26 protein-coding genes and 1 riboswitch are annotated in these 25,612 nt (G+C 48.4%); of the genes, 3 read left to right on the top strand and 23 right to left on the bottom strand.

Annotated features, from left to right (window positions below):
• Positions 1–84: 84 nt before the first annotated feature.
• The 19 genes from FTX54_RS03165 to FTX54_RS03075 form a co-directional block, all read right to left on the bottom strand.
• Complete coding sequence (locus FTX54_RS03165; protein ID WP_246125699.1) at positions 85–645, bottom strand: UbiX family flavin prenyltransferase; 561 nt, start codon at positions 643–645, stop codon at positions 85–87.
• A complete protein-coding gene (locus FTX54_RS03160) occupies positions 638–1,633 on the bottom strand; it encodes a YndJ family transporter (RefSeq protein WP_147804949.1) in 996 nt (331 codons plus the stop codon). The genes FTX54_RS03165 and FTX54_RS03160 overlap by 8 nt, the downstream gene beginning before the upstream one ends.
• Before the next feature lie 241 nt (positions 1,634–1,874).
• Complete coding sequence (locus tag FTX54_RS03155) at positions 1,875–2,600, bottom strand: glycerophosphodiester phosphodiesterase family protein (RefSeq protein WP_147804948.1); 726 nt, start codon at positions 2,598–2,600, stop codon at positions 1,875–1,877.
• 93 nt (positions 2,601–2,693) lie between these two features.
• A complete protein-coding gene (locus FTX54_RS03150; RefSeq protein ID WP_147804957.1) occupies positions 2,694–3,200 on the bottom strand; it encodes an S-ribosylhomocysteine lyase in 507 nt (168 codons plus the stop codon).
• A gap of 53 nt (positions 3,201–3,253) precedes the next feature.
• Positions 3,254–3,421, bottom strand: a complete 168-nt coding sequence (locus FTX54_RS03145) for a hypothetical protein (protein WP_187254655.1) — start codon at positions 3,419–3,421, stop codon at positions 3,254–3,256.
• A 75-nt stretch (positions 3,422–3,496) separates the two neighbouring features.
• On the bottom strand, positions 3,497–3,862 hold the full coding sequence (locus FTX54_RS03140; RefSeq protein ID WP_147804947.1) for a bifunctional adenosylcobinamide kinase/adenosylcobinamide-phosphate guanylyltransferase: 366 nt from the start codon (positions 3,860–3,862) through the stop codon (positions 3,497–3,499).
• A complete protein-coding gene (locus FTX54_RS03135) occupies positions 3,814–4,434 on the bottom strand; it encodes a histidine phosphatase family protein (RefSeq protein ID WP_147804946.1) in 621 nt (206 codons plus the stop codon). Before FTX54_RS03135 ends, FTX54_RS03140 begins: the two co-directional genes overlap by 49 nt.
• A complete protein-coding gene (cobS, locus tag FTX54_RS03130) occupies positions 4,386–5,147 on the bottom strand; it encodes an adenosylcobinamide-GDP ribazoletransferase (RefSeq protein WP_147804945.1) in 762 nt (253 codons plus the stop codon). The genes FTX54_RS03135 and cobS overlap by 49 nt, the downstream gene beginning before the upstream one ends.
• Positions 5,148–5,666 (bottom strand): bifunctional adenosylcobinamide kinase/adenosylcobinamide-phosphate guanylyltransferase, encoded by a 519-nt coding sequence (locus FTX54_RS03125; RefSeq protein WP_147804944.1) that lies wholly within the window; start codon positions 5,664–5,666, stop codon positions 5,148–5,150. It lies immediately after the preceding gene.
• Positions 5,663–6,727, bottom strand: a complete 1,065-nt coding sequence (locus FTX54_RS03120; RefSeq protein WP_147804943.1) for a pyridoxal phosphate-dependent aminotransferase — start codon at positions 6,725–6,727, stop codon at positions 5,663–5,665. Before FTX54_RS03120 ends, FTX54_RS03125 begins: the two co-directional genes overlap by 4 nt.
• 524 nt (positions 6,728–7,251) lie before the next feature.
• Positions 7,252–8,235 carry an adenosylcobinamide-phosphate synthase CbiB gene (gene cbiB / locus FTX54_RS03115; RefSeq protein WP_147804942.1) on the bottom strand — a complete coding sequence of 328 codons (984 nt, stop codon included), beginning with the start codon at positions 8,233–8,235 and terminating at the stop codon, positions 7,252–7,254.
• The gene (locus FTX54_RS03110; RefSeq protein ID WP_147804941.1) at positions 8,232–9,704 is read right to left on the bottom strand and encodes an adenosylcobinamide amidohydrolase; all 1,473 of its coding nucleotides are present in this window, start codon (positions 9,702–9,704) and stop codon (positions 8,232–8,234) included. Before FTX54_RS03110 ends, cbiB begins: the two co-directional genes overlap by 4 nt.
• Complete coding sequence (locus FTX54_RS03105) at positions 9,701–10,747, bottom strand: iron chelate uptake ABC transporter family permease subunit (RefSeq protein ID WP_147804940.1); 1,047 nt, start codon at positions 10,745–10,747, stop codon at positions 9,701–9,703. The genes FTX54_RS03110 and FTX54_RS03105 overlap by 4 nt, the downstream gene beginning before the upstream one ends.
• Positions 10,734–11,807, bottom strand: coding sequence for an ABC transporter substrate-binding protein (locus FTX54_RS03100; RefSeq protein WP_147804939.1), 1,074 nt, complete (start codon positions 11,805–11,807; stop codon positions 10,734–10,736). Before FTX54_RS03100 ends, FTX54_RS03105 begins: the two co-directional genes overlap by 14 nt.
• 155 nt (positions 11,808–11,962) lie before the next feature.
• Positions 11,963–12,149, bottom strand: a riboswitch (cobalamin riboswitch).
• A 60-nt stretch (positions 12,150–12,209) separates the two neighbouring features.
• On the bottom strand, positions 12,210–13,241 hold the full coding sequence (cobT, locus tag FTX54_RS03095; protein WP_147804938.1) for a nicotinate-nucleotide--dimethylbenzimidazole phosphoribosyltransferase: 1,032 nt from the start codon (positions 13,239–13,241) through the stop codon (positions 12,210–12,212).
• Positions 13,234–14,712 carry a cobyric acid synthase gene (locus tag FTX54_RS03090; protein ID WP_246125695.1) on the bottom strand — a complete coding sequence of 493 codons (1,479 nt, stop codon included), beginning with the start codon at positions 14,710–14,712 and terminating at the stop codon, positions 13,234–13,236. The genes cobT and FTX54_RS03090 overlap by 8 nt, the downstream gene beginning before the upstream one ends.
• A gap of 17 nt (positions 14,713–14,729) precedes the next feature.
• Positions 14,730–15,269 carry a cob(I)yrinic acid a,c-diamide adenosyltransferase gene (locus FTX54_RS03085; protein WP_147804936.1) on the bottom strand — a complete coding sequence of 180 codons (540 nt, stop codon included), beginning with the start codon at positions 15,267–15,269 and terminating at the stop codon, positions 14,730–14,732.
• 77 nt (positions 15,270–15,346) lie between these two features.
• The gene (locus FTX54_RS03080; protein WP_147804935.1) at positions 15,347–16,846 is read right to left on the bottom strand and encodes a potassium/proton antiporter; all 1,500 of its coding nucleotides are present in this window, start codon (positions 16,844–16,846) and stop codon (positions 15,347–15,349) included.
• 594 nt (positions 16,847–17,440) lie between these two features.
• A complete protein-coding gene (locus tag FTX54_RS03075) occupies positions 17,441–17,869 on the bottom strand; it encodes an Rrf2 family transcriptional regulator (RefSeq protein WP_147804933.1) in 429 nt (142 codons plus the stop codon).
• A 157-nt stretch (positions 17,870–18,026) separates the two neighbouring features.
• On the opposite strand from FTX54_RS03075, the gene hmpA reads away from it, so the two are divergent.
• Complete coding sequence (gene hmpA / locus FTX54_RS03070) at positions 18,027–19,208, top strand: NO-inducible flavohemoprotein (protein WP_147804932.1); 1,182 nt, start codon at positions 18,027–18,029, stop codon at positions 19,206–19,208.
• Between the two features lie 777 nt (positions 19,209–19,985).
• Here the strand turns inward: hmpA and FTX54_RS03065 are convergent.
• Together FTX54_RS03065 and sigZ are read right to left on the bottom strand one after the other, a co-directional pair.
• Positions 19,986–21,251, bottom strand: coding sequence for an NAD(P)-binding domain-containing protein (locus tag FTX54_RS03065; RefSeq protein WP_147804931.1), 1,266 nt, complete (start codon positions 21,249–21,251; stop codon positions 19,986–19,988).
• Between the two features lie 75 nt (positions 21,252–21,326).
• Positions 21,327–21,875 (bottom strand): RNA polymerase sigma factor SigZ, encoded by a 549-nt coding sequence (gene sigZ / locus FTX54_RS03060; protein WP_147804930.1) that lies wholly within the window; start codon positions 21,873–21,875, stop codon positions 21,327–21,329.
• Positions 21,876–22,101: 226 nt separating this feature from the next.
• On the opposite strand from sigZ, the gene FTX54_RS03055 reads away from it, so the two are divergent.
• Positions 22,102–22,650 (top strand): TlpA family protein disulfide reductase, encoded by a 549-nt coding sequence (locus FTX54_RS03055; protein WP_187254654.1) that lies wholly within the window; start codon positions 22,102–22,104, stop codon positions 22,648–22,650.
• A 325-nt stretch (positions 22,651–22,975) separates the two neighbouring features.
• Here the strand turns inward: FTX54_RS03055 and FTX54_RS03050 are convergent, their stop codons facing one another.
• Positions 22,976–24,169 carry a GTP-binding protein gene (locus FTX54_RS03050; RefSeq protein ID WP_147804928.1) on the bottom strand — a complete coding sequence of 398 codons (1,194 nt, stop codon included), beginning with the start codon at positions 24,167–24,169 and terminating at the stop codon, positions 22,976–22,978.
• 83 nt (positions 24,170–24,252) lie between these two features.
• Positions 24,253–24,786 carry a dCTP deaminase gene (gene dcd, locus FTX54_RS03045; protein ID WP_147804927.1) on the bottom strand — a complete coding sequence of 178 codons (534 nt, stop codon included), beginning with the start codon at positions 24,784–24,786 and terminating at the stop codon, positions 24,253–24,255.
• A gap of 134 nt (positions 24,787–24,920) precedes the next feature.
• On the opposite strand from dcd, the gene FTX54_RS03040 reads away from it, so the two are divergent.
• Positions 24,921–25,403: a glutathione peroxidase gene (locus tag FTX54_RS03040; RefSeq protein ID WP_147804926.1), complete on the top strand. Its 483-nt coding sequence runs from the start codon at positions 24,921–24,923 to the stop codon at positions 25,401–25,403.
• Positions 25,404–25,612 lie beyond the last annotated feature (209 nt).

Genomic DNA, 25,612 nt, shown 5'->3' with positions numbered 1-25,612 from the left:
AATTGATGGACACTGCCTTTCTCTTTCCATTATTACATAAAAGTCCCTGATTATCCTCCTCATTCAGCAGACTTTGTTCACATATTACTGAAGCCACCTTCCGACAAGGTCGTTATCAATACCCAGTTGGTCAAGCAGTCTTGAAACGGTATGGTTGACGATGTCATCGATCGTCTCCGGTTTATTGTAAAAAGCCGGCATCGGAGGCATCATAACAACGCCCATCCTGGATAGTTTCAGCATGTTTTCAAGATGAATGTCGTGAAGCGGCGTTTCTCTCGGTACCATAATCAGCTGGCGCTTTTCTTTCAATATTACGTCAGCTGCCCTGGATATGAGGTTATCCGCAAAACCGTGGGCGACAGAACTGAGTGTTTTCATACTGCACGGCACGATCACCATGGCATCTGTCTGAAAAGAACCGCTTGATATTTTAGCCGCCTGATTTTTCGGTGGATGGACGAAATCAGCAAGCGCTCTCACTTCGGCAGTTGTGTAGTCTGTTTCAATTTGTATTGTTTTTTCAGCCCATTCGCTGATTATGACGTGAGTTTCCACCGGCGTATTTTTTAAAGCTTCCAGCAGGCGGATTCCATAAATTGGACCGGTTGAACCCGAAATTCCGACTATAATGCGTTTATTCACTTCTTTCCCTCCTTTCTGATTGAGCTGCCCTGCCGGAGAGTGCTTCGGCTCCTTTATCTGTCCCTGCCCTTTTAGGCAGAGAGCCGAGCAGATACCAGCCAAGTACCCCAAACAGGGAAAAACCAACAGCATTCACTCCTCCGTGCCAGTAAAACATCATCCCTGCAGAAATAATTGTCGTATCCAGTGCTATGCCGATAACATATAGCGTAGTGACCCCCATCGATATCATAAGGGATAAAGAAGAAGTCACGATACATGCTCGTACCCGCCACGTCATTTTTGGCATCGTAAACAGCCACCATGCACTGAGCCAGTATAAGAGTGACGCATACACAGCCACATAGACGACTTCCATCGGCGGCCCCTGAATAACACCGAGTGCAATCAGCGGGGAACCAAAGGCAGTACCTGCAGCCAAAACCTGGTACGGTTTTCCCGGGAATGTATTCACGGATACAAGAAGGCGCCCGAATGCTCCTGTTAATATGGGGACGACCACAGCAGAATAATGATAGTGAACCGCTGTCAGAGACATCGTCACTTCATCGTATGGAAGAAGGCGATGGATACCTGCCTCCGAAAGCAGCAGCCACATCCCTCCCACTCCGGCAAATAAAAGACCTATATTAATTATCGTTTCCTCCGCAGGAAAGATACCAATTTTGTATAAACGTACGGCTCCGCATGCTGCAACAGCCATCGTAAAAATCATCCATACAATGGCACATAAAACAGACAGGACGAGAGAATCAAATGTTACCGATGCAACTCCAAAAATTCCAGCTGGCAGAGACCTTTGGGATAGCCATGCCAGCCATCGTTCCGCCTGCAGATCAGGATTGCCAGGGACTGCGATATGTAACAGCAGCGGAATCAATACTAAAAAAGAAAGCGTAAACGCAATTTCTACTATCGTTATTTCTGCTGAAAAAAGCCAGATAATGCTTACGGCTGCGCCTGCAAGGATGTTTTTCTTAGCTGTCATTCCGTCCGCCTCCCTGTTTCACTCCACTGCTAAGGTAATATTCCCTAATACAAGGGGAATTAAGCTGAAAACACTTAAAATTTTGCTGCTTTTTTCACAGAATCAGATACTGATTTCACGCTGTTTTAGTTACCTTTTCTTAACGAACTTTACCAGCGCTTTATTTATGGCTGCCTTGAAAATAAAAGAGATAAGCGATCAACGTACGCTTTCGTTTCCATGGGGACGCTTTCCGAAGAATTTATCGATTTCGCAGTATTAATGCTCTGTGCGGATCGTCTGTGATGACAGCAGTACATCCTGATTGGTAGCATTCTTTTAAACTTTCCGCATCGTTAACTGTAAAAGGCCGCATTTTCACCCCATGGTGAAGCAGCTTCTTCACATCTTTTGATGAAAGCATTGGATAATAGTAATGAAATCCTTCTATATTGTACTTTTTCAGATAGGCGGCAGTGTCGATTAATAATCCTAAAGATAGGGCCGCGGTTACGATATGCTCCTCTGATTCTTTTATATACGCAAGGGCTTCATGGTCAAAGGATGAGACGATCGTGGAGTTTTTTTGAGGAAGAACCTGCAGCAGCCGCAGCAGTTCTTCTGCGATAATTTCCCTGTCTTCCGGGTCATGCTTCAGCTCAATATTCAAGGTCAGTTCTTTTTTCTGAGCCCAGCGCAGCACTTCTTCCAATGAGGGAACTTTTTCTTCCCGGTACAGTGGATTCACCAAGCTGCCTGCGGAATACCTGTTGAGTTCCTTTAACGTTTTTTCCCGGACAAGGCCGCTTCCGTCTGTTGTCCGATCCAGAGTACTGTCGTGAATGACGGCCAGCTCCCTGTCCTGAGTTAATTGAATATCCAATTCGATTCCTTCAGCTCCGGCTTCTACTGCTTTACGAAAAGCCAGCATCGTATTTTCAGGATATTTACTGGAATATCCCCTGTGTGCAAATACAGCTGTTTTCATGATCTACCCTCTCCTCTTTCCTTGTTTCCTTTTTGTTTTCATTTTGCCCTTAAAATATAAAAACCCGGTGATCGACCATCACCGGGAGCCCTGCTACACTTCTTTAAATACGTTTGTCCAATCGCTTCTTCTCGCAAGCATCGCTGAAGCAATTTCTTTCGCTCCGTCGAGGGAATGCGAAGCAGCCCATCCACACTGCACTTCATTGCAGGCAGGAACTTCTGTTGCTTCCAGAACATCGCGCAGCGTCTGCTCAACAAGCTCGAGTACCTCATCATAATTGTCATCGTTAATGAGACTTAAATAAAAACCGGTCTGGCATCCCATCGGGGATACATCGACAATGTGGTCATGGTGGTTACGGCTGAATTCCGCCATCATATGCTCGAGGGAATGCAGGCTAGGCATGTCCATATGCTCTTCGTTAGGCTGACAGATCCGCAGATCATATTTGTAAATCGTATCCTTTGATCCTTCCACTTTTCCAGCAAGCCGTACGTAAGGAGCTTCCACCTTTGTATGATCAAGGTTGAAACTTTCGACATTCATTTTTTCTGCCACTTCTGAAAACCTCCTTCTATATTCATATAGTGTTTTCATATTAACATGCCTTTTCATCAACATGAAGGGAGAAGCCCTGCTGACACCAATGGTTACGTAAATTGAACCATTATAAGCAGGAGAATCGTTAACAGAACTGCCTGAAAAAATGTAAGTCTCAGATCCTGTTTCCATGTACGTTTAGTAATAAATACGGTAGCCCTCAGCAATGCGAACAGAATGAGCCAGATAATTAATACGAGTGCAGCATATGCCAGCATATAAATTTCCTCCTTCGTCTCTCCAGTAAATTGTACACGGAAAAACGGAAAAGAGTACAGATGGTTTTCAATATTTTATCCTTTCCAGCGCTTTACGAGCCCGTGCCACAAATAATCCACTGTCGCTGCTTCTCTTACGGCGCGCTGGGAAAGCCAGCCGTTTTCATCCCGGACGTGCCGTTCCCCTGCATCTGCCGGTACAATTCCCTGTCCCATCTCTTCTATAATCAGAACGACGTCCGCTGCCTGCAGCAGATGCAGCCACTTCCAGAAATCCTGGCTCGTACGGCCTTGTTGCAGCCAGTTTTCTATCCCGAAAATTACGGTTTCCACCCTTTCAGGTGTATAATTCGTCCCGGGCGGGATCCATTCCGCTTCCGGGTACAGGCGGTTTACATAGTCTCTTTTTCCGGCGAAGGCACCACCGATAACGACATGCATGTCCAGCTCTCCTCTCTAAACTCCAGTCGGAGCAGCATCGCTTTTCCGTGCGGTATAGCTCTTTCCCAGAACGTTTCGACCGCCCGCATTGACAAAAGAAGCTGTCTGATAACCCCTCCGTGTGTAATAACGAGCACCCGCCCTTTCGGATACGTACTTAGAAAATCGGTGAGCCAGCCATCAACCCGTTCCCGGAAAGCCTGGATCGTTTCCCCATTTTCCGGAGATTCCTTCTCCACGTTTCCAATCCATTTTCTATAGCGGGGATCGTTCTGGAGCTGATTATAGGTTTTCATTTCCCAGCTCCCAAAATCCATTTCCCGCAGCCGTGCCTCTGTTTTATAGGAACGATCAGGCACGATTATATCCGCCGTCTCCCTGCACCGCTTCAGGTCACTTGCAGCGATATGCTCCCAGTCGGAATCCTCTGTCAGCCGGCGGAGATCTTCCAGCTGAGCTGGTGCCTCTTCTGCAAGAGAGACATCGGTCCAGCCGACATAACGCTTTTCCTGGTTTGCTTTCGTTATACCATGCCGGACGAGATAAAGATCCAAAGAATGAACAGTGTCCATAATTCTCCTCCTTCAATCGAAGCTCCTGCGAGGTCTCCGTTGATGCCCTTAAAATGTTTTAAGATCCATAATCGATAAAGCACGAGGAATATTCCGGCTCCGAAAGCCGCCCATATAAACAGAAAGGAGCCCGAAAAAATAAAAGCAGCTGCAAAAGGCACCCCGGCTAAAAAGGCATCCTTTCCGGTAATATGCTTCTGCCATGTATGCGCCAGACCTGACGGCTTCGCGGCGGGCACAACGGTTAGCAGAACAGCTGCTTTCCAGCGCGCCAGAGCAGGATAAATCATGAAAATCAGCGGAGAAGCCTCCTGCACGAGCAGTTCGTGAACGAGCACTACTTTCCAGCCGAGCAGAAATAAAAGTGCTGCAATTCCGAAACTGCCTACGTGGGGATCTTTCATAATCTCCCATTTTTTGTCCAAAGGAGCATTGGAACCTGCTGCATCAAAGACGTCCATCCAGCCGTCAAGGTGCAGCCCGCCGCTGATCCACACAAAAAAAGTCACGATCATCATCGCCTGAACGAGCGGAGAGAAAGAGACCTCCATCCATACGAAAAGGACTGGGATAAGGCCAATAAGAAGCCCGATAAGAGGATAAGCCCTAAGCGCCCAGCGGCTTGTCTGCGCATTCCAGGGAACTTCCACCGGCACAGGGATTCTTGTCAGAAACTGCATCGACAGAAGGAAACCGGCTGACGCGTTTTTCATTTACAGCCCTCCTTTCCAGACAAACGGGATTCCGGCACGAACCTGCACGACCGTATCCGCCTGTTTAATAATTGTTCTATGTACCTCCTCGAGGGTGCGGACGTAGTTTTCCGTCCCGGGAGGAAGTCCCCCTTCGTTAATATCATTTGAGACGAAGGTGACGTCGAGATTCTTTGTTTTTATAATATCGAGCCACCCACGCACTTCGCTTTCCACCTTTTCCACGGTCATCTGCTGTCGAAATAACGCCTCGCCCAGCCAGACAGTGAGGCAGTCCACGAGTATCACACCATGGTGATCCGTTTCCTGAAAAACTTTTTTCACGTGAAACCCCGGCTCTTTCGTTATGAAAGAATTAGGGCGGTCCTGCTGATGACGATCAATACGCTCTGCCATTTCCTGATCGCTGCGTCTTCCGGTCGCTGCAAAAATAGGGGCGCTGCTTTTTGCAAGCACCTGCTTTTCAGCAAAACTGCTCTTCCCGGATCGTGCTCCTCCAGATATAAAAGTAATCATCATAAATCTTCCCAGCTTTTCAGAGCTTCGACAAGTTTTTCGTTTTCTTTCCGGCTTCTTACAGCAGTACGTACCGCTCTTCCATCCACCCCGCTGAAACTGTAGGTATGCCGGACAGCGATTCCTTTTTTCATCAGCCAGCGGAGGAGCGGTTCCTGATCTCCCATCGTTTTGTCTGCAAGCAGATAAAAGTTCACCCGGGAACCGCTTCGATACCACCTTTTTTCCGAAAGCTGCCCGTCGATCCAGCGAAGCTCATTTCTCAGCCAGGTGATCGTTTGATCGATGAATGCCTCATCTTCCATCATCGGAGGAATCACGGCTTCACTTACAGCGTTGACGCTCCATGGAAGCTGATATCCTTTCAATTCTGCGATTACTTCCGCATCGGCGATGACACACCCGCAGCGCAGTCCGGGGACGGCAAAGATTTTTGTAAAAGAACGGAGAAGCACGACAAATCGATAATCAGCAATGAACGATGTCAGCTTTTCTTCCGGAAGAAAATCAATAAAGGCTTCGTCGATGAAAAGGTAGGTATGATGTTTGGATGCTTCTTCCGCCAGCCTGTGCACTTCCGTTTCCGGCATGACCGTCCCGGAAGGGTTATGCGGCCGGCAGATAAATACCGCTGAAGCATTTGGAACTGCCTTGATCACTTCTTCTATCGGGAAAGTGAAATCTTCTTTATAAAAAAACCTTTCTACTTCCGTCGCGTAATGAAAACAGGCGCGGCTGTATTCGTTGAAAGCCGGTTCGATAATGACGGCCTTTTTTCCGCTTATCAGGCGGGAAGCCAGAAAAATAGCCTCTGCGCCTCCGTTAGTCAAAAGAACGTTTTCTCTCTCCACTCCTTCCGCCGCTGCAATGGCGTGGACTGCTTCGGGATAGTCCGGGTCCGGGTAGAGGTGCATTCGCTTCAGCGCGGACGCTGCTTTTTCTTCCAGCCATTCCGGCGGTCCGAGGGGGTTAATATTGGCGCTGAAATCAAGCAGTTCGTCCGTTTTCATATGTAGCTGCTTCTGCAGCAGATGAGGCTGTCCGCCATGATCCGGCCATTTCATTCAAAATCCTCCTTTGTACCATTATCGGCTTTTTTTACGCTGCTGCTTTGCTTTCTTTTGAAGCTGTTTTACATAAGGTCAACTTTATTTTTCAGTTTATGTTTTGTTTAATCGCAGCTTTCGTTTCCATGGGGACGCTTTCCGGGCGGGCCGGAGTCGCCCCATGTCCACTACAGCTTACGGTAAAAAGACAGAGCAGCATCTGTCTTCTAATAAAGATGACTCCCGTTTGAACAACTTTGACCCTACCTGTATAGATGAAGTTCCATTCCTGTAGAAGTCCATTTTCATGCCGCATGGCGCAAGGCTTTTGCATGAGTGACTCTGTTCAAGCTCCGTGTTGTTCGCCTTGGCACCGGTTTTACGAAATAAAAAACAGAAGAACTTCTCTTTCCGTGAAGAAAAACGAAGCGGAAACCGACGAAGGTCAGTGGAAGAAGAAGATCTCCACGGAGGGGGCAGGAGTAAATTTTTCTCAATAAAAGCAGCTGATATTATCAGATGCTGAGTTTTTATAAGCTCTTTTATCTTCCAGCGAATGGTATCTGCCAGCCGGTAGTTATTGCTGCGGCAGCGCAAAGTAAAGTGAATATGATAGCAGCAGCGTATAAATATTGAACCGAGCGGGAAATATCATCTGCTTTAAGAGGTCGCGTCCCTTCCCCCATTTCTGCGCGTTCGGACCGTATTCCTTTGTAATAGTTAATTCCACCGAGTTTCACTCCGAGCAGACCTGCCGTTAAAGCTTCTGTCCACCCGCTGTTCGGACTTGGGTGCTTTCCGGCATCCCGGAGAAGTACACGGAGTCCAGTCCTTTTTTGGGAATGGGGAACAAAAAAGGCGCCTGCCAGCATCGCCGCAGCAGTCAACCTTGCCGGAAGCCAGCTTGCCAGATCATCAAGACGGGCCCCCGCCCAGCCAAATGACGAAAATTCCTCATTTTTATATCCGACCATGGAATCGAGCGTGTTCACAGCCCGGTAAGCAAGAGCAAGCGGTGCGCCCCCGATCAGTGCCCAAAACAGCGGGGCCGTCACTCCATCCACCGTGTTTTCGGCTACCGTTTCCACTGTGCCCCGGACTACTTCTGATTCCTCCAATTTTTCTGTATCACGGCCGACGATCATCGAAAGCGAGTTCCGGGCGCCGGAAAGATTCTTTTCCTCAAGCGGTTTTCGGACCGCTTCTGCTGCCTCTTTCAAGCCTTTCACCGCTATAGTTGTTGACGTCAGCCATACGCCTGCCGCCGCTGCCAGGAGCGGATGTATAAAAGCCAGGACAGCGAGAAGGGTGGCCGAGGCCGCCCATACACTACCGACGATACAGAAAACGAGTAATGTGCCCCGCAGCTTTTTTTCCCGTTCCGAGCCCACATTCCAGCGGGCTGTGAGCCGTGCAGTACACTTCCCCATCATCACCACCGGGTGTGGGATTCTGCGGGGGTCTCCAACTGCTAAATCGACAAGGACGGCGGAAACGAGCAAAAAGCCCGTCGTATAAAAGATCACGGGCGGGCTTCCTTCCAGCTGCGGTCCATCTGCAGCGCTTCTTTCGTTGCTTCGTAAACGAGCTGGCCGATTCCGCTCCCGACCGCAGTACCGGAACCTGCGTAAGGGGTCCGCGTTCCCTGCTGGGTGACACCAATGACAAGACTGTCCGTGGAAGTGCTCGTTGCCATCGTTCCGCTTACTGGATCCCGGATCATTTCATCGTGGAGCGCTTTTACTTTTGCTTCAGTCGCTGACATGCATGCATTCACGAGAGCTCCGTCTGTCAAATGGGCATCTGCAAAAACGAAGGTGTTGATCGTTCCGATTTTTTCTCCCGCCGTTTCCGTGCTCCGGCACGTTATATCCACGGCGTTTCCTGTTCCTGCAGTGACGAGAACAAGCATCGCACTGCCGTGAATAATCTCTTCTTTCATAACGGCATTTTCCAGGTGGACGGCGGTCATCATTCCGATCGACTGTTCTACCGGCAGCCCCCGTTTTAAGAGCCACTGCTCCGCGTCTTCTTTCGGTGTACGGCTGTCGTATTGTTTGTCAACGTGGAAATTGACAAAGTGCTTCATCCATTGAATACCTTCTCCTGCCACACCGTTGGAGATTGTCCGAAGCTGCTGCGGAAAAGAGAGTCTTATCGCGTCCTCTGTCTGCTCCAATGAATAGTCCTCGAGCAGCGAAAGCGGCTCCTGCTTCTTTTTATGCGGATTCATAAGCAGCTGCGGCCTTGCGAGAGTCGGGTGAGGCTGCGTCCACGTTTCGACTCCGTAAATTTCTGCCAGCTCGCTCCGCTTCCTTAAAACATCCACAGAACCGACGTTCGTGAGCCTGCCTTCGTGAAGAATGCCTACGCGGTCACAGTAGAGGGCAGCTATATTTAAATCATGGAGAATCGCAAATATGGTCAGTTTGCGTTCTTCCTGCCACCTTTTCAGAACGTCAAGCAGATCGAATGTATGTTTAATATCAAGATGGTTCGTCGGCTCATCCAAAAGCAGCACTTCCGGCTCCTGGACGAGTGCTTTAGCAAGGAGAACGCGCTGCTTTTCCCCGCCGCTCAGCATGTGGAAAGGCTGATGCCGATAACAGGTGATTGAAGTAATTTCCATGACCTCATCGATCAGCTCTTTATCCCGACCACTGAGGGTTTTAAACAGTCCTTTCTGAAAAGCATAGCGGCCGAGCCGGACGATCTCTTCTACTGTGAAATCAAAGGAAACGTTCGTTTCCTGGGAAAGAACCGCTATATGACGCGCCCGTTCGAGCTGGGACATGTGCAGGACGGATTTCCCGTTTAAAAACACGGTGCCGTCCATTACTGGCAGTCCGCCGCTCATCAGCTTGAACAGTGTCGTCTTTCCACTTCCATTCGGACCGAGAAGCCCAAAAAATTCACCCGTATCCACTTCGAGGGAAACCTGGTCGATCACTGGTTTTTTGCTGTATCCACCAGTTATATTTTCAATTGTTATCATATAGCTTTCCCCTTTCCTATCCGATTTCGAATCAGCAGCAGCGCAAATATAGGAGCACCTATCAGCGCGGTAATGACGCCGATCGGCAGTTCTTGCGGAGCGATGATGCTTCTCGCCAGAATGTCCGCCGATATGAGAAAAGCTCCTCCTACGATCATGGATAAAGGCAGGACATGCCGGTGGTCGGGTCCCGTTATCAGCCGGACGAGGTGAGGAATTACCAGGCCCACAAAGCCGATTGTCCCCGAAACAGCTACCGCTGCCCCGGTTAAAAGGGAGGCACCTCCCAAAATGAAGATTTTGCCGCGCTTAACGTTCACTCCGATATGGCCGGCGGCTTCCTCCCCGAGTGCGAGAGCGTTCAGTTCCCGGTAACGGGTCAGCAGAAGAAGAACTCCGGCGATCGTAAACGGAATGATCAGCTGCACAAAGCTCCAACCCCGCATGCCGACGCTTCCGTAGAGCCAGTAGATAATCTGGGTCATCTCGTTCTGATCTCCAAGGGAAATAATAAGTGAAACAATCGAGCCGATAAAGGCGCTTGTAATAATGCCTGCAAGAATAATCGTTTCGATAGCCATACTGCGGCTGCTTAAGCGGACGAGTCCGAAAACAACCATCAATGTCAGGAAGCCGGATAGGATCGCAACAACTGGAAGAGTAAAACCTCCCAGTCCTGCAATCGTAAATTGAAAGAAGATAACAAAAACAGCTCCGAGTGCCGCCCCTGAAGAAACTCCGATCGTATAAGGATCGGCAAGCGGATTTCGCAGCAGACCCTGAAAGGCGGCGCCTGCAAGTGCAAGCGATGCTCCTACAAATAAAGCAAGAAGCACGCGCGGGAGCCGAATATCCCAGATAATCGCAGCCTGGTTGGCAGGAAGCTCTGCCGGAAGCTCAAGGCCGAATGTTTTTGCATACAGAATCTGCATTATCTGAGAAACCGGCACTGTCACACTGGAGTAAAAGAGCCCAAACGTGACGGCCCCGAGAAGAAGCAGGAGACTTCCCGCATAATAAAGCCAGGTTTTATTCGAAAACATCCGGATAAACCGCTTCGGCAAGTTCTTCCGCCCCTTCAACCAGTCTCGGTCCGGAGCGGGTTACGGTATCGCTGTCAACATTATAAATATCTTCATTTTCGACCGCAGGTACGGAATCCCAGCCGTCACGCTCCGTAATTTCTGCGGTAGGATCATCGACGTAATAGCCGTATGTCGTGACGATCGTATCAGGTTCAAGCGTAACAATTTCTTCTTCGGTGACACTTGCCCAGCCTTCAAAGTCGGCCGCGGCATTTTCGGCGTTGATTGTTTCCAGCATTTCATTCATAAAAGTTCCCTGACCTGTTGTAAAAATGTCCGGAGACGGAGCTACTTCCACCCAGACTTTTTTCCGGTCCTCTTCTTCTATCGATTCTGACTGCTCTGCTAATGCTGTCATGCCTTCTTTCATTTCTGTAACTGTTGCTTCGGCTTCTTCCGTCGTTCCTGTCGCTTCTCCGAGCATTTCAATCGTTTCGTATGTAGCTTCAAACGATTCGGGACCTTCAACGACGACCACATTTATTCCTGCTTCGCGGTACTGGTCAAGAATATCCGCGTGGCTGCTGTGATGATAACCGCTGACGAATATCAGATCCGGATTAAGAGAGAGAATGCGTTCTGCATCCATATCCTGGGCGCCCACATTTTCAATTTCCAATGCTTCCTCCGGATAATTGCAGTATTCGGATACTCCGACAAGCCGGTCACCCGCACCAAGTTCAAACAAAGTCTCCGTGTCGCTTGGCTGCAACGTAATGATTGATTCCGGCTCTTCTTCGATAGTCACTTCTTCGCCGGCATGATCGGTGATCGTCACAGGAAACTCTCCGGACGCTTCGGCATTTTCTCCGCTGTTATCGTCGCTGTCGGTGCTCCCTGCGTTCTCTTCATTATTTTCTTCAGCAGCAGCTTCCTCATTTTCGTTCGTTTTCTCTGCACCGGCATTTTCAGCCGCTTCCTCGTTAGCGTTATTATTCCCTGCTTCATTTTCTCCGCTTCCACAGGCTGTAAGCATGACAGCCGTTGAAAGGACGATAAGCCCCTGATATTTTTTCATGTTTTTTCTCCCCTTCCAAATTTATGTGCACACAAAAAAACGCCACCCCTCGAAAAGGATCGCGCTCTGTTAAAATGCATAGGGAGGCGCCCGGCGGCAAGTGTCCATCCGGGGTTCCTGCGTCTGCACTTTAAACATCCTTTTGTTCCCGAAGGTGTTTAAAAAACAAACAGGCAGGTCTCCTGACTTGCGGATCATCAGCGAATCTCTCCTTCCCGGGCCGTTTCAGGCACAGTGGACTATAAAGATTCGCCTCCTCGCTTACAGTGGCGGGTCCGTACCGGTCTTTCACCGGTTTCCCTTTTCATCGGCTTGGCCGACACCTGTTTGCTGACGAGTGTTACGCTTTCTTGTTGTTTCCATTATAGTACAGGCGTCCGTTAAAGGAAAGGACTTCTCACATTATTGTTTTATACCGAGATCGGCAAACGTGGCCATTCTGTCGGCAATCGCTGCTGCCATGGAAACGAGCGGATAAGCAGCCGCTGCTCCCGTGCCTTCTCCGAGCCTCATCTTCAGTTCCAAAAGCGGCTCAGCTTTAAGGGTCTCAAGAGCCAGTTTATGCCCCGCTTCAGCTGAAAGATGGCCGAAAATGAAATAATCGGCTGTGAAAGGAGCAAGACGGACCGCTCCCATTGCTGCTATTGAAGCGATAAAGCCGTCTATCAGGACCGGGGTCCGGTTCTTCGCCGCTTCTATCATCGCTCCGCTCATTGCTGCAATCTCCAGTCCTCCGATCTCTGCGAAAGCTTCCAGCGTCGATTCCCAGGAAGCCCGCTCCAGTGCCATACCGATCACTTCCTGTTTCAACTGCAGCTGTTCCCCTGTCACACCGGTGCCGCTGCCTGTTACTTCTTCCGGAGAAGCCCCGGTCCATGCCGCAAGCAGCGCACTGGTTGCTGTCGTGTTGCCTATTCCCATTTCACCTGGAATAATCAGATTCGCACCCTGGGCTATCGCTCTCTCAGAAGCTTCGATACCTGCGTCTATCGCCAGAGATGCTTCGCCGGTAGTCATAGCAGCCTCCCTGGCAATGTTTCCCGTCCCCTGCTTCACTTTCGCATCCACAGATCCGAAAAGCGTATCCCCGGCCACCCCGACATCCGTCACGGTTACGGACGCTCCAATTTCTTCGGCAAGGACGTTGATCGCCGCTCCTCCCTGCACGAAATTATGTACCATGAGCTGCGTTACTTCTTTTCCATAAAGGGAAACCCCTTCCGCTGTCACTCCGTGATCTCCTGCGAAAACAAGTACTGCCGGCCGAGAAACGTCCGGCTTCCCCTGTATGCCTGCAAGCTTAACGGCCAGTTCTTCGAGACGTCCGAGGCTCCCCTGCGGCTTCGTCAGCGTGTCCATATAGGCCGTCATCTTTTCCATTTCCTCTTTTCGGACGGACGGCACCTCTTCTGCTGCCTTTCTCCACTTACTCATCGCAAAGCTCCTCTCGGTGATGCAGCATCGCTGCTTCTAATTTCTCCATATCAATATGCTCCCGGAATGCTGCTGCCAGTTTTTGAAATGAGTTCTCCCGTATAGTACCGAACTGCGGACGCTCTATAGACGGAAGATTTTTTTCTTTTCGTATCCCGTTCAAATAAGCATGTCTCCATTCATCGTTATGAAACAAGCCGTGGAAATAGCTTCCGGCTGTATGTCCATTCCGTATGCCGTCAAAAGTGCCGTCTGCTTTTTCTATCCAGGGGTTTTCCTGATGCTCCGTCAGTCCCATATGAATTTCGTATCCTTTTACGTCGATGCTCTTTCCGTCAAGATGCAGTTTTCCGGCGGCGTGAACGGTTACTTTTTCACGGGAAAGCTGGGTGTACATCGTAGGAAAAAAGCTTAAACCCGACGTCTCCCGTTCCGTAGATTCCACCCCTTCAGGATCCGCTATCGTGTGGCCAAGCATCTGAAAGCCTCCGCAGATTCCAACAATTCTAGTTTTATTCTGGAGTTTTTGCAGCTTATCCGGAAACCCTTTTTCCCTGAGATAAGTCAGATCAGCCGTCGTTGATTTGCTTCCTGGGAGAATGATCAGATCCGGTTCGCCCAGATCGGATGCGCTGCGCACGAAACGTACGCGGCAGTCCGGTTCATGGACGAGAGGGTCCACATCGGTATAATTGGAAATACGCGGATAGGAAATGACAGCAATATCAATTTCCTCTCCGCTCCCGGCTGACTCATACTTTGATAACCCGAGCGAGTCCTCCTCTTCCAGCGCCAGGTCTTCTATATACGGAAGCACTCCGAACACCGGCTTTCCCGTGTAGCTTTCCAGCCAGTCCATTCCCGGTTCGAGAAGGGAAATGTCTCCCCGGAACTTGTTGATAATAATCCCCGCGACGCGCCGGCGCTCCTGCTCTGTTAAAAGCTGCAGCGTCCCGACGATGCTCGCGAAAACGCCGCCGCGGTCGATGTCACTCACGAGAATAACCGGGGAGTCCGCTATTTCCGCGACTTTCATATTTACGAGTTCGCGGTCATTTAAGTTGATCTCTGCCGGGCTTCCCGCCCCTTCAATGACGATTCTTTCGTAATTGTTTTCCAGGTTTCTGTAGGCCTGCTCAATCACCTTCAGGCCGGTTTCGTAGTAATCCTGCCGGTATTCACCGGCCTGCATCGTCCGCAGCGGCCTGCCGTGAACGACAATCTGTGCGCTCGCTTCTGCCGACGGTTTTATTAATATAGGGTTCATGTCCGTCGTTGCTTCGATTCCCGCCGCTTCTGCCTGCACCCCCTGCGCTCTGCCAATCTCTTTCCCATCTTTTGTGATGTAGGAATTCAGTGCCATATTCTGCGATTTAAAGGGAGCCGTTTTCCAGCCGTCTTCCGCAAAAATCCGGCATAAAGCAGCCGCTGTCATACTTTTCCCAGCATCAGAATGCGTTCCCTGAATCATTACAGGCAGCGCCTTCATTAAAATTCAATACCTTTGATAGCTGGTATTCCTTCATCGTAGTAATGCTTTTCGACATCGATAACGGAAACGAGGTCCGCTTCGTCTTTAATTTCCTGCTTCGCGCCGCGCCCGGTTATAATGAGATGCACGTGCTCCGGCTTTTTGCGGATCGTTTCAATCACGTCGGCGATAGGCAGAACATCGTCTACCGGGAACTTATCTATTGCCAAAGCATTGTTCAGTTCATCCCAGATCACAACGTCATATTTCCCGCTCAGCAGTGCTTCTTTTGCCTGCGGCCACCCCTTTTCGAGTGCTCTGCGGTGTTCTTCCGGCGTCTTTGTCCATGTAAAGCCGATGCCGAGCTGCTTCATTTCCACACCGAGTTTTTTTAAAGCCAGTTCCTCTCCGTACGTCCGCTCCGGGGATTTAATAAACTGAAGTATATGTACACTCATCCCCCGTCCGACACTTCGCAGTGCGATTCCCAATGCGGAAGTTGTTTTCCCTTTTCCATTTCCGGTGTGAACTAAAACCATCCCTCGTTGTCCGCTCATTATGCATCCTCCTTAGAAGTTGTCTTCGCGTTGAGTATATATTAAGCATCGCTCAAAAGTAAAATAAGCCCGGCTGATTATTCAGCCGGACCTGAAGAAGTGAACGGGTACCGTTTCGCTTCAAGAACTTTTTTCAATTCTTTTTCGTGTTTGGTGGAGACGAGGATATAGAGGAAGTCCCCTGCCCTGATTTCCGTTTCCCCATATGGAGTAATCAGTTTTTCTTCCCTTACGATCGCGCTGATATTTGCTTTCTGCGGGAATGAAATATCCTTAAGTTTTTTCCCTGCGATCGCTGCGTCGTTATCAACATTAAACTGGACCATTTCTGCGTTTGCCTTCCCCATCGAAATCAGTTCAATGGAGTGGTGCGGCGTATTTTTCCTCGGCCCGGTCAGATCAAGTTTTTTCGCCACCCAGGAAATAGACGTCCCCTGCACAAGTGCTGACGTGAGGACGATAAAGAAGACAACATTAAAGAAAAAGATACTGCCCTCAACACCGGCCACGATCGGGAAGGTTGCCAGGATAATCGGCACCGCTCCACGCAGACCGGCCCAGGAAATAAACAATTTCTCATTCCACCGGTAGCCCATTCCCATCGTTGTCAAAAAGACGGCAGCCGGTCTCGCCACTAATATAAGAACAACAGAAAGCAGCAGTCCGCCTCCGATTACCTCCCACTGGAAAAGTTCCGCCGGGAAGACGAGCAGTCCGAGAAGAATGAACATAAGTATCTGCGACATCCAGGCAAAACCTTCGTTAAACTGAAAGATAGAGTAACGATACGTAAGTTCTGTATTTCCGATCACCAGCGCCGCCGCATAAACAGCAAGGAACCCGCTTGCTCCAATAGAAGAGGCTGCTCCATACGTAAGAAGCGCAAATGCCACCGAAAATATCGGGTACAGGCCACTCGATTCAAGATTAATTCTGTTAATGGAAAGAGATGCCAGTTTCCCGATCCCATAGCCCATCAAAAGTCCAATACCCATCTGCCAGAAAAAGGAAGGTACAAGTCCCAGAAGTGATGTTTCCGGTACGACAATCAGCTCGATAAAGCTGATCGTCAAAAACACGGCCATTGGATCGTTCGTGCCTGATTCCGCCTCCAGCGTCGCTCCCATCTTCGCTTTGATATTCCTTTCTTTTAAAGCCGCAAATACTGCGGCAGCATCCGTGGAGCCGACAATGGCGCCGAGCAGGAATGCCTGCAGAAGGGTAATATCAAAAATAAGAAAGGCTGTAAAACCTACGACAGCGGAAGTTATCAGTACTCCAAAGGTGGCAAGGGAAACGGCCGGAAGAGCCACGGAACGAACCGTGGAGAATTTCGTCTGCAGACCACCTTCAAAAAGGATGATAACGAGGGCAAATATCCCGACGACCTGCGCAAATTCGGGACTGTCAAAAGGGATAATCCCCAGTCCGTCGCTGCCCAGTGCCATTCCTACGAGGATAAACAGGACGAGGGAAGGAAGGCCGATCCGGTTTGAAAATTTAGCTGCAAAGACACCGCTTATCAATATAAGAGCTGATAATAATACAAACGTATCCGACTGTACTGTTTCAAACAAATTCCCTGTCCTCCTCTCTTTTCGAGCTGAATAAATTTCATAATATGAGCTAATTTCCTAATTACTTTTTGTTATAAAATATCCGATAATTGTAAGTGATTTTCATTTCAGACGGACGCTTTCTGCGGGGCTTGTCTTCAACTAATTCTTCCTCCGCAAAGCTTCGTCAGAATGGATTTTCAGACTGCGCTGATCCCGGCAGAGTCGCCGTCTTCCATTTCAATTTTCCTTTTAAATAAGACCATTTATTCACTTAATTCTAAGTCTGCTTTAAAAATAAGGCTACCTTGAAAATAAAGTAGAAAATCGGTGAACGTGTGCTTTCGTTTCCATGGGGACGCTTTCCGGGCGGGCCGGAGTCGCCCCATGTCCACTGCAGCTCACGGTAAAAAAAACCGTCTTATAATAAAGAAACCTCATTCTTGAACATCATTGATTCAATCTGTATAGAAGAGAAGTTCCATTCCTGTAAAAGTCCATTTTCATGCCTCATGGCCCAAGGCTTCTGCATGCGGTTCTTGGTTTAAGCTCTGCGTTGTTTTTCAATTCTCGTTTGTATTATGTTCATGCGACGCTATTTAAAAAAGCCGCAGTTTATAAAAGTGCGGCCAGTTCTTCCTTGTTTTTAGTTATATCAGCGAGCGTGTATTGATCAAGTACTTTTAAATACGCCTGAAGGGCGTCGCCGAGAGCAAACTGAAGCTTACATACTGACGTGATAGGGCATTGATTTCGTTCCGAGTCAAAACACTCCACGATATGAAAATTATCTTCCGTCTCCCTGACAACCTTGCCAATATTAATTTCTTCCGGTCGTTTCAAAAGGCGGATACCGCCGTTTCTGCCGCGGACTGTCTCAATATAGCCAAGCTTGCCTAGCTGATAAACGACTTTCATCAGATGATTTTTGGAGATGAGGTAAGCCTCGGATATCTCCCTGATCTGTGAAAGCTCTTTTTCCTGTTTTACTGCTGTATACATGAGCACTCTTAGCGAGTAATCCGTATATTGTGTTAAATGCATCTGAAGACCCCCTCGTTCTCTATTCTTTATTTTAGCACAGTAGAGTGAGATTCTGTTGAGATTTGAATATGTGAACATTCCGTTAAAGATTCATTTTATATATTGCTTTATTATTTCCAACATGATTCAATATAGTAAGACTAAAGGAGGGGTATTCATGTTAACGAATGAGCAGATGACTGTCATCACATCCACGGTTCCCGTATTGGAAGAGCACGGTGTAAAGGTTACCACCCGTTTTTACAGGCAGCTTTTCAACGACCACCCGGAACTGCTTAATTTATTTAACCATGTAAATCAAGAAACAGGCGATCAGCCGAAAGCGCTTGCATATTCCTTGTATCAGGCAGCCTCAAATATTGAAAATCTGGAATCAATTCTGCCGGTAGTAAAGCAGATCGCTCACAAACACCGCAGCATCGGTGTGAAAGAAGAGCACTATCCTATCGTGGGTGAATATCTGCTGCAGGCCATGCAGGATGAGCTCGGACTGAACTCGGATGACCCGGTAATTGAAGCATGGGGGGCCGCATACGGAATCATAGCTGATGTCTTTATCCAGGTGGAAAAAGAAATGTACGAGCAGGCCGGATGGGATGGATTCCGGGAAATGAAGGTAAGCAGCAAAGTAAGAGAAAGTGATGAAATTTATTCCTTTTATTTTTCTCCGGCAGACGGCGGTCCTCTGCCTCTGTTTCAGCCCGGACAGTATATCAGCATCGAAGCAAGTATTCCGGGAGAAAAGTACCGTCATATCCGCCAGTATTCCTTATCCGATGCTCCAGGAAAAAATCATTACCGCATCAGCGTGAAGCGGGAAAATAATCCTGAAGGAATTGTTTCCAACTATCTTCATGATCAGGTTAATGCAGAGGACAGCATCTACATCAGTGCTCCGGCGGGAGATTTCACCGTAAAAGAAGCTCATTCACCGCTTATTCTTATCAGCGGAGGAGTCGGTGTCACTCCGCTTCTCAGCATGTATAAGCGCGTCCGCGAAAGTCAGCCGGAGCGTCCGGTTACGTTTGTACAGGCCGTCCGTAACGAAAATGTACATGGACTCGCAGAAGAAATTCATGTGTTAAAAGAAGACAGCCACATCCGCCACATCGTCTGTTACGAAGAGCCGGAGAACATCGACGCCGGTGACTTTAAGGGGCGCTTAACCCCCGAAGCGCTGGCATCCTTCCTGCCACAGGAGCAGGCGGAATACTATTTATGCGGACCGGAACTGTTTATGCAGTCGGTATACGATATGCTGAAAGATCTCGGTATTTCATCGAATCAGATTTCCTATGAATTCTTCGGCCCGACAATGACCCTCGTCGAAAACAAATAATCATGAGCCTTCCGGCGCTTCCGGGCGCCGGAAGGCTTTTTTTCATTCCATACAGCTGAACGGACTTTGACCGTACAGTGAAAAGAGGCTGTCTCAAAAGTTATATCGAGACAGCCTCGAAAGCACGCGCGGAGCCGGGCAAGATGTTAAAAAAGCCAGTTAGACTGGGATTTGGCTAACTGGCTTTTGTCCGTGCGAAACTGTGCCCATATCGTTATGGGACAAGCCTCCATACTTTAGACAAAGTCCTGTTACGTAAATTAATTTCATAATAGAAGACAATCTATAAAATAAACGAATAAGGTAAATGACCTCCGTTTCAGACGGACGCTTTCCCGAGGGGACGGACTCAGCTGATTTCGTTTCCGTGGGAGCGCAGGGCCGGCCTCAGCTAATCCCTTCCTCCCTAAGATCGGGCGGGATGGATCTTCGACTCGACCTAACTTCGCCCCGGAGCCGCCCCATGAGCACTGCACCGGCCTGTCCTCCTTTTCAGTTATTCCGGCCAAAACGCTCTTTCGTTCAAAAAGATAACACCCTTCTTTCTTTCGATAGGGAAGACCGCTTTCTTCGTCATACCTTCTATCTATATAAATATTAAGTTCAATTTATATAGTTAATACAGAAGACCGGAAAATTCACCCTGTAAAGAAATATTTGTTTACACACTGCCCTTTTAAACGAAGAGGGGGCTTTTTTATTTATTGGATTGCATTATGCCCTGGTTCTGTTTTCATACCATAGGAAGTGCTTTCTTTCAGAATATGCCACTGTCAGTCAGCAGCAGGACGTCTGCAGAGGAATCTGCAGGCTGCTGGAGGAGCAGACACCCGTTTCCGGAAGATGCAGCCCGGTTTTTTCCGCCCCTTCCTTATCACCGGTAAGGTAAGCAATGACCGAGCGGACCTGCTCATATCCGACAGCGAGTAAAAACGTCGGTGCCCGTCCATAGCTTTTAGCTCCGACGATATAAAAATTACGCTCCGGCTGACGCAGCTCTTTTTCTCCGTGGGGCCGGACCGTGCCGCAGCTGTGGATATTTGGATCGATCAGCGGTGCGAGCGCCGGTACGCTTTCCAGTTTTGCATCCGTAGATGTCCGAAGCTCTCTCGTAATGGAAAAGTCGGGCCTGGCTCCAGTATTCGCGACCACATTCTGAAATTCTCCAAATACTCTGCCGTCTTCAGCTGCAAGCGAGACGGTGTTTTCCGAACAATCCACCTCTTCGGTACGGAAATTTGTATGAAGGCAGATATCCCCGTTTTCCACCAGTGCTTTCACTTCCAGGCCGAGCGCTCCTCTTTCAGGCAGGGCATCGGCTTTTCCACCGCCGTAACGGGGAGCGCTGCCTCGGATAAACCAGTGGATTTCCGTTGCGGAATGCTCCTTTTTAAGTTCCGCCAGGGCCAGCACGGCATGAATTGCTGAATGCCCGTTTCCGATGACAGCTGTTTTTTTATCAATGTATCTCCGCCTTTCCCTCCCCAGGATGTCAGGGATATTCTTTTGAATAAAGAAGGATGCTTCCTCTTCTCCGGGTGCTTCGATACCTCCGCTGCCGATCGGATTCGGCTGATTCCAGGTGCCTGTGGAATCGATGACGGCTTTTGCCAGAATCGTTTTCCTTCCCGATTTAGTCTTTATATGCAGCATGAACGGTCTTTCTTCCCGATCGTCGCCCACTTTATCCACGCCGGATCTTCCAGCTGCAATAAGCTTCGTTTCCAGCATAATAGAATCCCTCAGCTCATCAGTCTGTGACAGGGGCAGCAAGTACTGCCGGTAAAGATCTTCTCCGGTCGGATGAATGTCCCCCGCCGGCTTTACCCAGTCTGTTTTCTCCAGCAGCCTTTCTGCAGTTTTATCCATGTTATACTCCCACCCGGAAAATAAGCGGACGTGTTCCCATTCCCGGATGTTCGCTCCTACTGTCGTCCCTGCTTCTATTACAGTCACCCGTTCTCCTCTGGATACGGCATGAGCCGCGGCCGCCAGCCCAATCGGTCCTGCTCCTATAATTGCGATGGGAAGCTTTGTATTCATTACTCTCATCCTTTCTTATCATCTTTTTCAGGACAGGAAAAAACGCCCTTCACTCCGGTAGACGAAGCAGGACGTTTATGGTCGCATATTAGGAGGATTTTTATAGTAATCAATGGCATTTCCATATGCATCAAGTTTTACGGCACAGCAGTCGAGCAGGAGCTTCTTTAATTTCTGCCTCCCTCTCTGCACCCTTGTTTTCGAACCGGATATGGAGATCCCCAGATGTTCCGCTATCTGCTTATGTTTCCATCCTTCGATATCGTACAGGCGCAGCGCCTCTTCATATTCAGGCGGGAGCTGAGTAAGGTAGCGGGCCAGGGCTGCGGCCACTTCCGGATTGTAATTTTCCATCGGATCGTCCGTTTCTTCCAAAAGCTCCTCTTCTTCCAGAGGAGCATGAAGCCGGCGGACCCGATAATAATCAATAATCGTATTCCGGGTAAGCTGAAACAGCCACGACTCCAATTTTTCTTCATCGCGAAGCTGATCAATCCGTTCCTGCATTTTAATGTAGACGTTGTGAAGAATATCTTTTGCGTCTTCCCGATTTGATACTTTTGACTGAATCATTTTTAAAAGCCGATCATGAACATCCTCCCAAAAATGGTCCACTTGACGCATTTCCTTCCCTCCCTTACTTTAGGTAAGCTGAATGAAAACCCTATGTTTACGTTTACTTTATCATGTAAAAGCTAAAGGAGCGCATTCTATGCTTAATGAAAAAATGAACAGCGTGACACTTCCCGATATCTACGGGGGAAATCGAAGTATTCCTAATGAGGATCACAACCGGCCGCAGGTCATCTTTGTGTGGGGTTCCTGGTGACGATGCCGGGATCAGCTGCCCGTGTGGCAGCAGTTCATGGAAAACAAGGAAGTAGATGTCGTTGCAGCGGCAGTGGACATTCAAGGTGCTTCTGCAGTTAAGCCATTTGTAGAAAACGGTACGTTTACGTGTGTCATTGATGCGGCGAGAACACTGCCTATTAGATTTCAATTCCGGACTGTACCGGCGGTGATTTTTCTCGATAAGGAAGGAATTATCCGCTGGGCCCAGGAAGGGTTTTCGATTCTCAATCCGGATCATTACCAGCTTCTCGAAAAACTGCTCGCCGGGGAATTTCCAGAAGCGCTCCCTTCCCATCAGGAAGCGGTAGCACCTGAATTCCGCTCGATCTCCCAGCAGCGGTATAAAGAAGCGATGGAGCTTCTGCACAGCGGAGCAGAAGGAGCAGCCCTTATGCTTCTCGATGAAGCGCTGCGCTACGATCCATATGACTTTATCATCCGCAAGCAGCGCTGGCACATCCGCTACCCTGAGAAATTCACACCGGAAATTGATACAGCCTGGCAGAGAAAGAAACTGGTCGAAGAACGTGAAACCATAATGGGTTAAAGGATAAGCCGAAGATCCATCCCGCCCGACAGAAGGGAGGAAGGGATTAGCTGAGGCCGGCCCGCCCGGAAAGCGTCCCCATGGAAACGAAAGCGGTCGTTTACAGAAGAGGAAACGAATTATTAAGTTCAACATATCTATCTACTTTATTTTTAAGGTAGTCTACTGTTTAAATACAAGGCTGCTCTGATTCGGAAGAGGACTCACTTTCTACGAAATCATGTATTGAGCTTATAGTAATCGTGTTTTCACCTGCGTTAATCAAAACAGCTTCTTTCCCATTTTTGTGGAAAGAAGCTGTTTTGATGCGGAAAATTTTATCTTTTTAGACGGGGGAGCCTGCCTCTTCTTCAAAAGGATTGGAAAACCGGCTCCAGTCCCCGTTATACTCCTCCTCTGTAAGAAGACATGCATCAAGCTGCTTCTCGAGCTTGTCCTTATCCAGACGAATGCCGATCACGACAAATTCATTTTTTCGATCTCCGGTTTCTTCTTCCCAGTCTTCGCGCAGTTCTTCGTTTTCTTCCAAATAGAGATTCTGTTCTTCCACAGCCAGTGCCGCTGCCCAGTATGCGACAGGATGAATATAAACAGAAGGGCCTGCCTGGGAGAGCGAGACGGCATAGTCGTTATGGGAAGCACTCCAGACGATTCCTTTCATGCGGACGATTTCTTCCGGCAGCTGATGAAGCCAGTCAAACAGGCGTTCCGGGTGAAACGGCCGGCGCCGCCGGTACACAAAACTTGAAATATTATACTCTTCTGTTTCCGGAGTATGATCGGCTTCCTGAAGTTCTTTTATCCAGCCGGCCGACATGCTAGCTTCCTCAAAATCGAAGCGGGTCTTGTTTAATATCTGGGCCGGTTCAACTTTGCCAAAATTCGTACGCAGAACTTCCGCAGAAGGCTGCAGCTTTCTTAAAACGTCCTCTACTTCGAAGAGGTCTTCTGCCTTTATCATGTCTGTTTTGTTTAATACGAGCACGCTGCAAAACTCGATCTGGTCGACAAGCAGATCGACGATATCCCTCTCGTCCGCCTCATCCGCGCCCTGTGCACGGTCAACGAGAGTTTCTCCCGATTTGAAGTCATCCCAGAACCGATAGACGTCCACGACCGTAACCATATTGTTTATAAAGCAGAGCTCTGTCAGGTCAATTCCTGTTTCCTCGTCAATATAGGAGAAGGTCTGCGCGACTGGAACCGGCTCACTGATACCCGTTGACTCAATGACGATATGATCAATATTCCCCTGCTCAATAAGGGTTTTCACTTCCACAAGCAGATCTTCCCGGAGTGTACAGCAGATGCACCCATTCGACATTTCCACGAGCTTCTCCTCGGTCCGTTTAAACCCTCCCTGCTCTACGAGTGCTGCGTCGACATTAATTTCGCTCATGTCATTGACTATCACAGCAATGCGCATCCCTTCCCTGTTCGCGAGCAGGTGATTCAGCATCGTCGTTTTGCCGGCCCCTAAATAACCACTCAGTACTGTAACTGGAATTTTCTCCATCATGTCACCCTCCGTATAATCATTTATAAATCGTAATAATTACGATTTATAAATGATTATATGCTGTAAGGTCCCCTGTGTCAAAGTCAGATTTCCTCGTCTTCGTAAATTTTCGTGCCGACGGCTCCTTTTTGATGCTGATACTTACCGTTATAAGGCTCTTCTGCTGACGATTTCATTTCTGCGAAAACAAGCTGGCAGATTCTTCTTCCGGATGTAATTTCAATTGGAAGATGATTCGCATTAAACAATTCAAGCGTAATCTGTCCTTTAAATCCGGGATCCACCCAGCCTGCATTTTGAATAAATAAGCCCATTCTGCCGATGCTGCTTCTGCCCTCCACAAAGGCAGAAAGGTTATCGGGGAGTTCAATATGCTGCTCTGTTGTTGCAAGCAGAAAGGATTTTGGAGGGAGCACGATTTTTTCCTGATCAAACGTTTCTTCCTCTACCGGCCTATCCAGTGAAAGCATAGCGGCGCCTTCTTCTTTCATCCTGCGAAACTCGGTACCGAGAGTTAAATCCACGGAAGCCGGTTGAATCTGGTGTTTTTCGAGCGGGGAAATATGCAGTTTATTCTCCTCTAAATAAGCACGAATATCCTGGTCTGATAAAATCATCGATGATCCTCCTTCAGTTAATCGAAATTATTCTTATTTAAACATGAAGTTTTCCCTCTGCCAATAGGCTGATATTTTTATTTTCTATCTCCGATCTGCTTATAATAAAAGGACATACACAGAAGGAGGCGTTAATGTTGACTACAGTACATGATTTTGAAGTGGAAAAATCGGAAGGGAAGCCCGTTTCTCTTAACGAATACAAAGGGAATATTCTCGTAATCGTGAATACGGCTACGAAGTGCGGGCTCGCTCCCCAGTTTAAAAGTCTGGAATCCCTGTATCAGGATTACAAAGATCACGGGGTGAAAGTTCTCGGTTTCCCAAGCAATCAGTTCATGAATCAGGAACCTGTCTCTGATGAAGAAATGAGCTCGACCTGCGAAATAAACTTCGGCGTAACCTTTCCTCTGATGAAAAAAATTAATGTAAACGGAAAGGAAGCCCATCCTCTTTACAAGCATTTAAAATCGGAAAAATCTGGTACGATCGGCTCAGAGATCAAGTGGAACTTCACAAAATTCCTCGTCGATGAGGATGGAAACGTCTTAAAGCGCTACGGTCCAAATACATCCCCGGACAAGATTCGTGAGGATATTGATTCGCTGCTTAAATAATGGCAGAACGTTTTTCTTAAGCCCTCCATATTAGAACACTTTCCCCGCTCCTTCAGAGGAAGCGGGGCTTTTTCGACTGAGGCCAAAGCCTTTCGAAAAAGCTCTGTTCTGTTGTTGATATATAAGAAAACTTCGCTTCAAACCGGCAGCCCTGCCGTGGAGGAGATTTCCAACTTCCTCAGGCTAACGCCCTGCGGGATCTTTCAATC

It is taken from the genome of Alkalicoccus halolimnae, from assembly GCF_008014775.2.
Lineage (GTDB): Bacteria > Bacillota > Bacilli > Bacillales > Salisediminibacteriaceae > Alkalicoccus > Alkalicoccus halolimnae.
Note: the sequence above shows the minus strand (reverse complement) of the source record. Positions and strands in the feature narration are given on the sequence as shown.

Coding starts and splice junctions, on each gene's coding strand:
- FTX54_RS03075 (WP_147804933.1), bottom strand. CDS start 17,869: ATGCATTTAACACAATATACGGATTACTCGCTAAGAGTGCTCATGTAT.
- FTX54_RS03125 (WP_147804944.1), bottom strand. CDS start 5,666: ATGATGATTACTTTTATATCTGGAGGAGCACGATCCGGGAAGAGCAGT.
- FTX54_RS03140 (WP_147804947.1), bottom strand. CDS start 3,862: ATGCATGTCGTTATCGGTGGTGCCTTCGCCGGAAAAAGAGACTATGTA.
- FTX54_RS03090 (WP_246125695.1), bottom strand. CDS start 14,712: ATGATTCAGGGAACGCATTCTGATGCTGGGAAAAGTATGACAGCGGCT.
- FTX54_RS03135 (WP_147804946.1), bottom strand. CDS start 4,434: ATGGACACTGTTCATTCTTTGGATCTTTATCTCGTCCGGCATGGTATA.
- cobT (WP_147804938.1), bottom strand. CDS start 13,241: ATGAGTAAGTGGAGAAAGGCAGCAGAAGAGGTGCCGTCCGTCCGAAAA.
- cobS (WP_147804945.1), bottom strand. CDS start 5,147: ATGAAAAACGCGTCAGCCGGTTTCCTTCTGTCGATGCAGTTTCTGACA.
- FTX54_RS03160 (WP_147804949.1), bottom strand. CDS start 1,633: ATGACAGCTAAGAAAAACATCCTTGCAGGCGCAGCCGTAAGCATTATC.
- FTX54_RS03155 (WP_147804948.1), bottom strand. CDS start 2,600: ATGAAAACAGCTGTATTTGCACACAGGGGATATTCCAGTAAATATCCT.
- FTX54_RS03065 (WP_147804931.1), bottom strand. CDS start 21,251: ATGAATACAAAGCTTCCCATCGCAATTATAGGAGCAGGACCGATTGGG.
- FTX54_RS03100 (WP_147804939.1), bottom strand. CDS start 11,807: ATGAAAAAATATCAGGGGCTTATCGTCCTTTCAACGGCTGTCATGCTT.
- FTX54_RS03145 (WP_187254655.1), bottom strand. CDS start 3,421: ATGCTGGCATATGCTGCACTCGTATTAATTATCTGGCTCATTCTGTTC.
- FTX54_RS03085 (WP_147804936.1), bottom strand. CDS start 15,269: ATGAGCGGACAACGAGGGATGGTTTTAGTTCACACCGGAAATGGAAAA.
- hmpA (WP_147804932.1), top strand. CDS start 18,027: ATGTTAACGAATGAGCAGATGACTGTCATCACATCCACGGTTCCCGTA.
- FTX54_RS03120 (WP_147804943.1), bottom strand. CDS start 6,727: ATGAAATGGCCGGATCATGGCGGACAGCCTCATCTGCTGCAGAAGCAG.
- sigZ (WP_147804930.1), bottom strand. CDS start 21,875: ATGCGTCAAGTGGACCATTTTTGGGAGGATGTTCATGATCGGCTTTTA.
- FTX54_RS03110 (WP_147804941.1), bottom strand. CDS start 9,704: ATGATAACAATTGAAAATATAACTGGTGGATACAGCAAAAAACCAGTG.
- FTX54_RS03040 (WP_147804926.1), top strand. CDS start 24,921: ATGTTGACTACAGTACATGATTTTGAAGTGGAAAAATCGGAAGGGAAG.
- FTX54_RS03105 (WP_147804940.1), bottom strand. CDS start 10,747: ATGTTTTCGAATAAAACCTGGCTTTATTATGCGGGAAGTCTCCTGCTT.
- dcd (WP_147804927.1), bottom strand. CDS start 24,786: ATGATTTTATCAGACCAGGATATTCGTGCTTATTTAGAGGAGAATAAA.
- FTX54_RS03150 (WP_147804957.1), bottom strand. CDS start 3,200: ATGAAAACACTATATGAATATAGAAGGAGGTTTTCAGAAGTGGCAGAA.
- FTX54_RS03050 (WP_147804928.1), bottom strand. CDS start 24,169: ATGATGGAGAAAATTCCAGTTACAGTACTGAGTGGTTATTTAGGGGCC.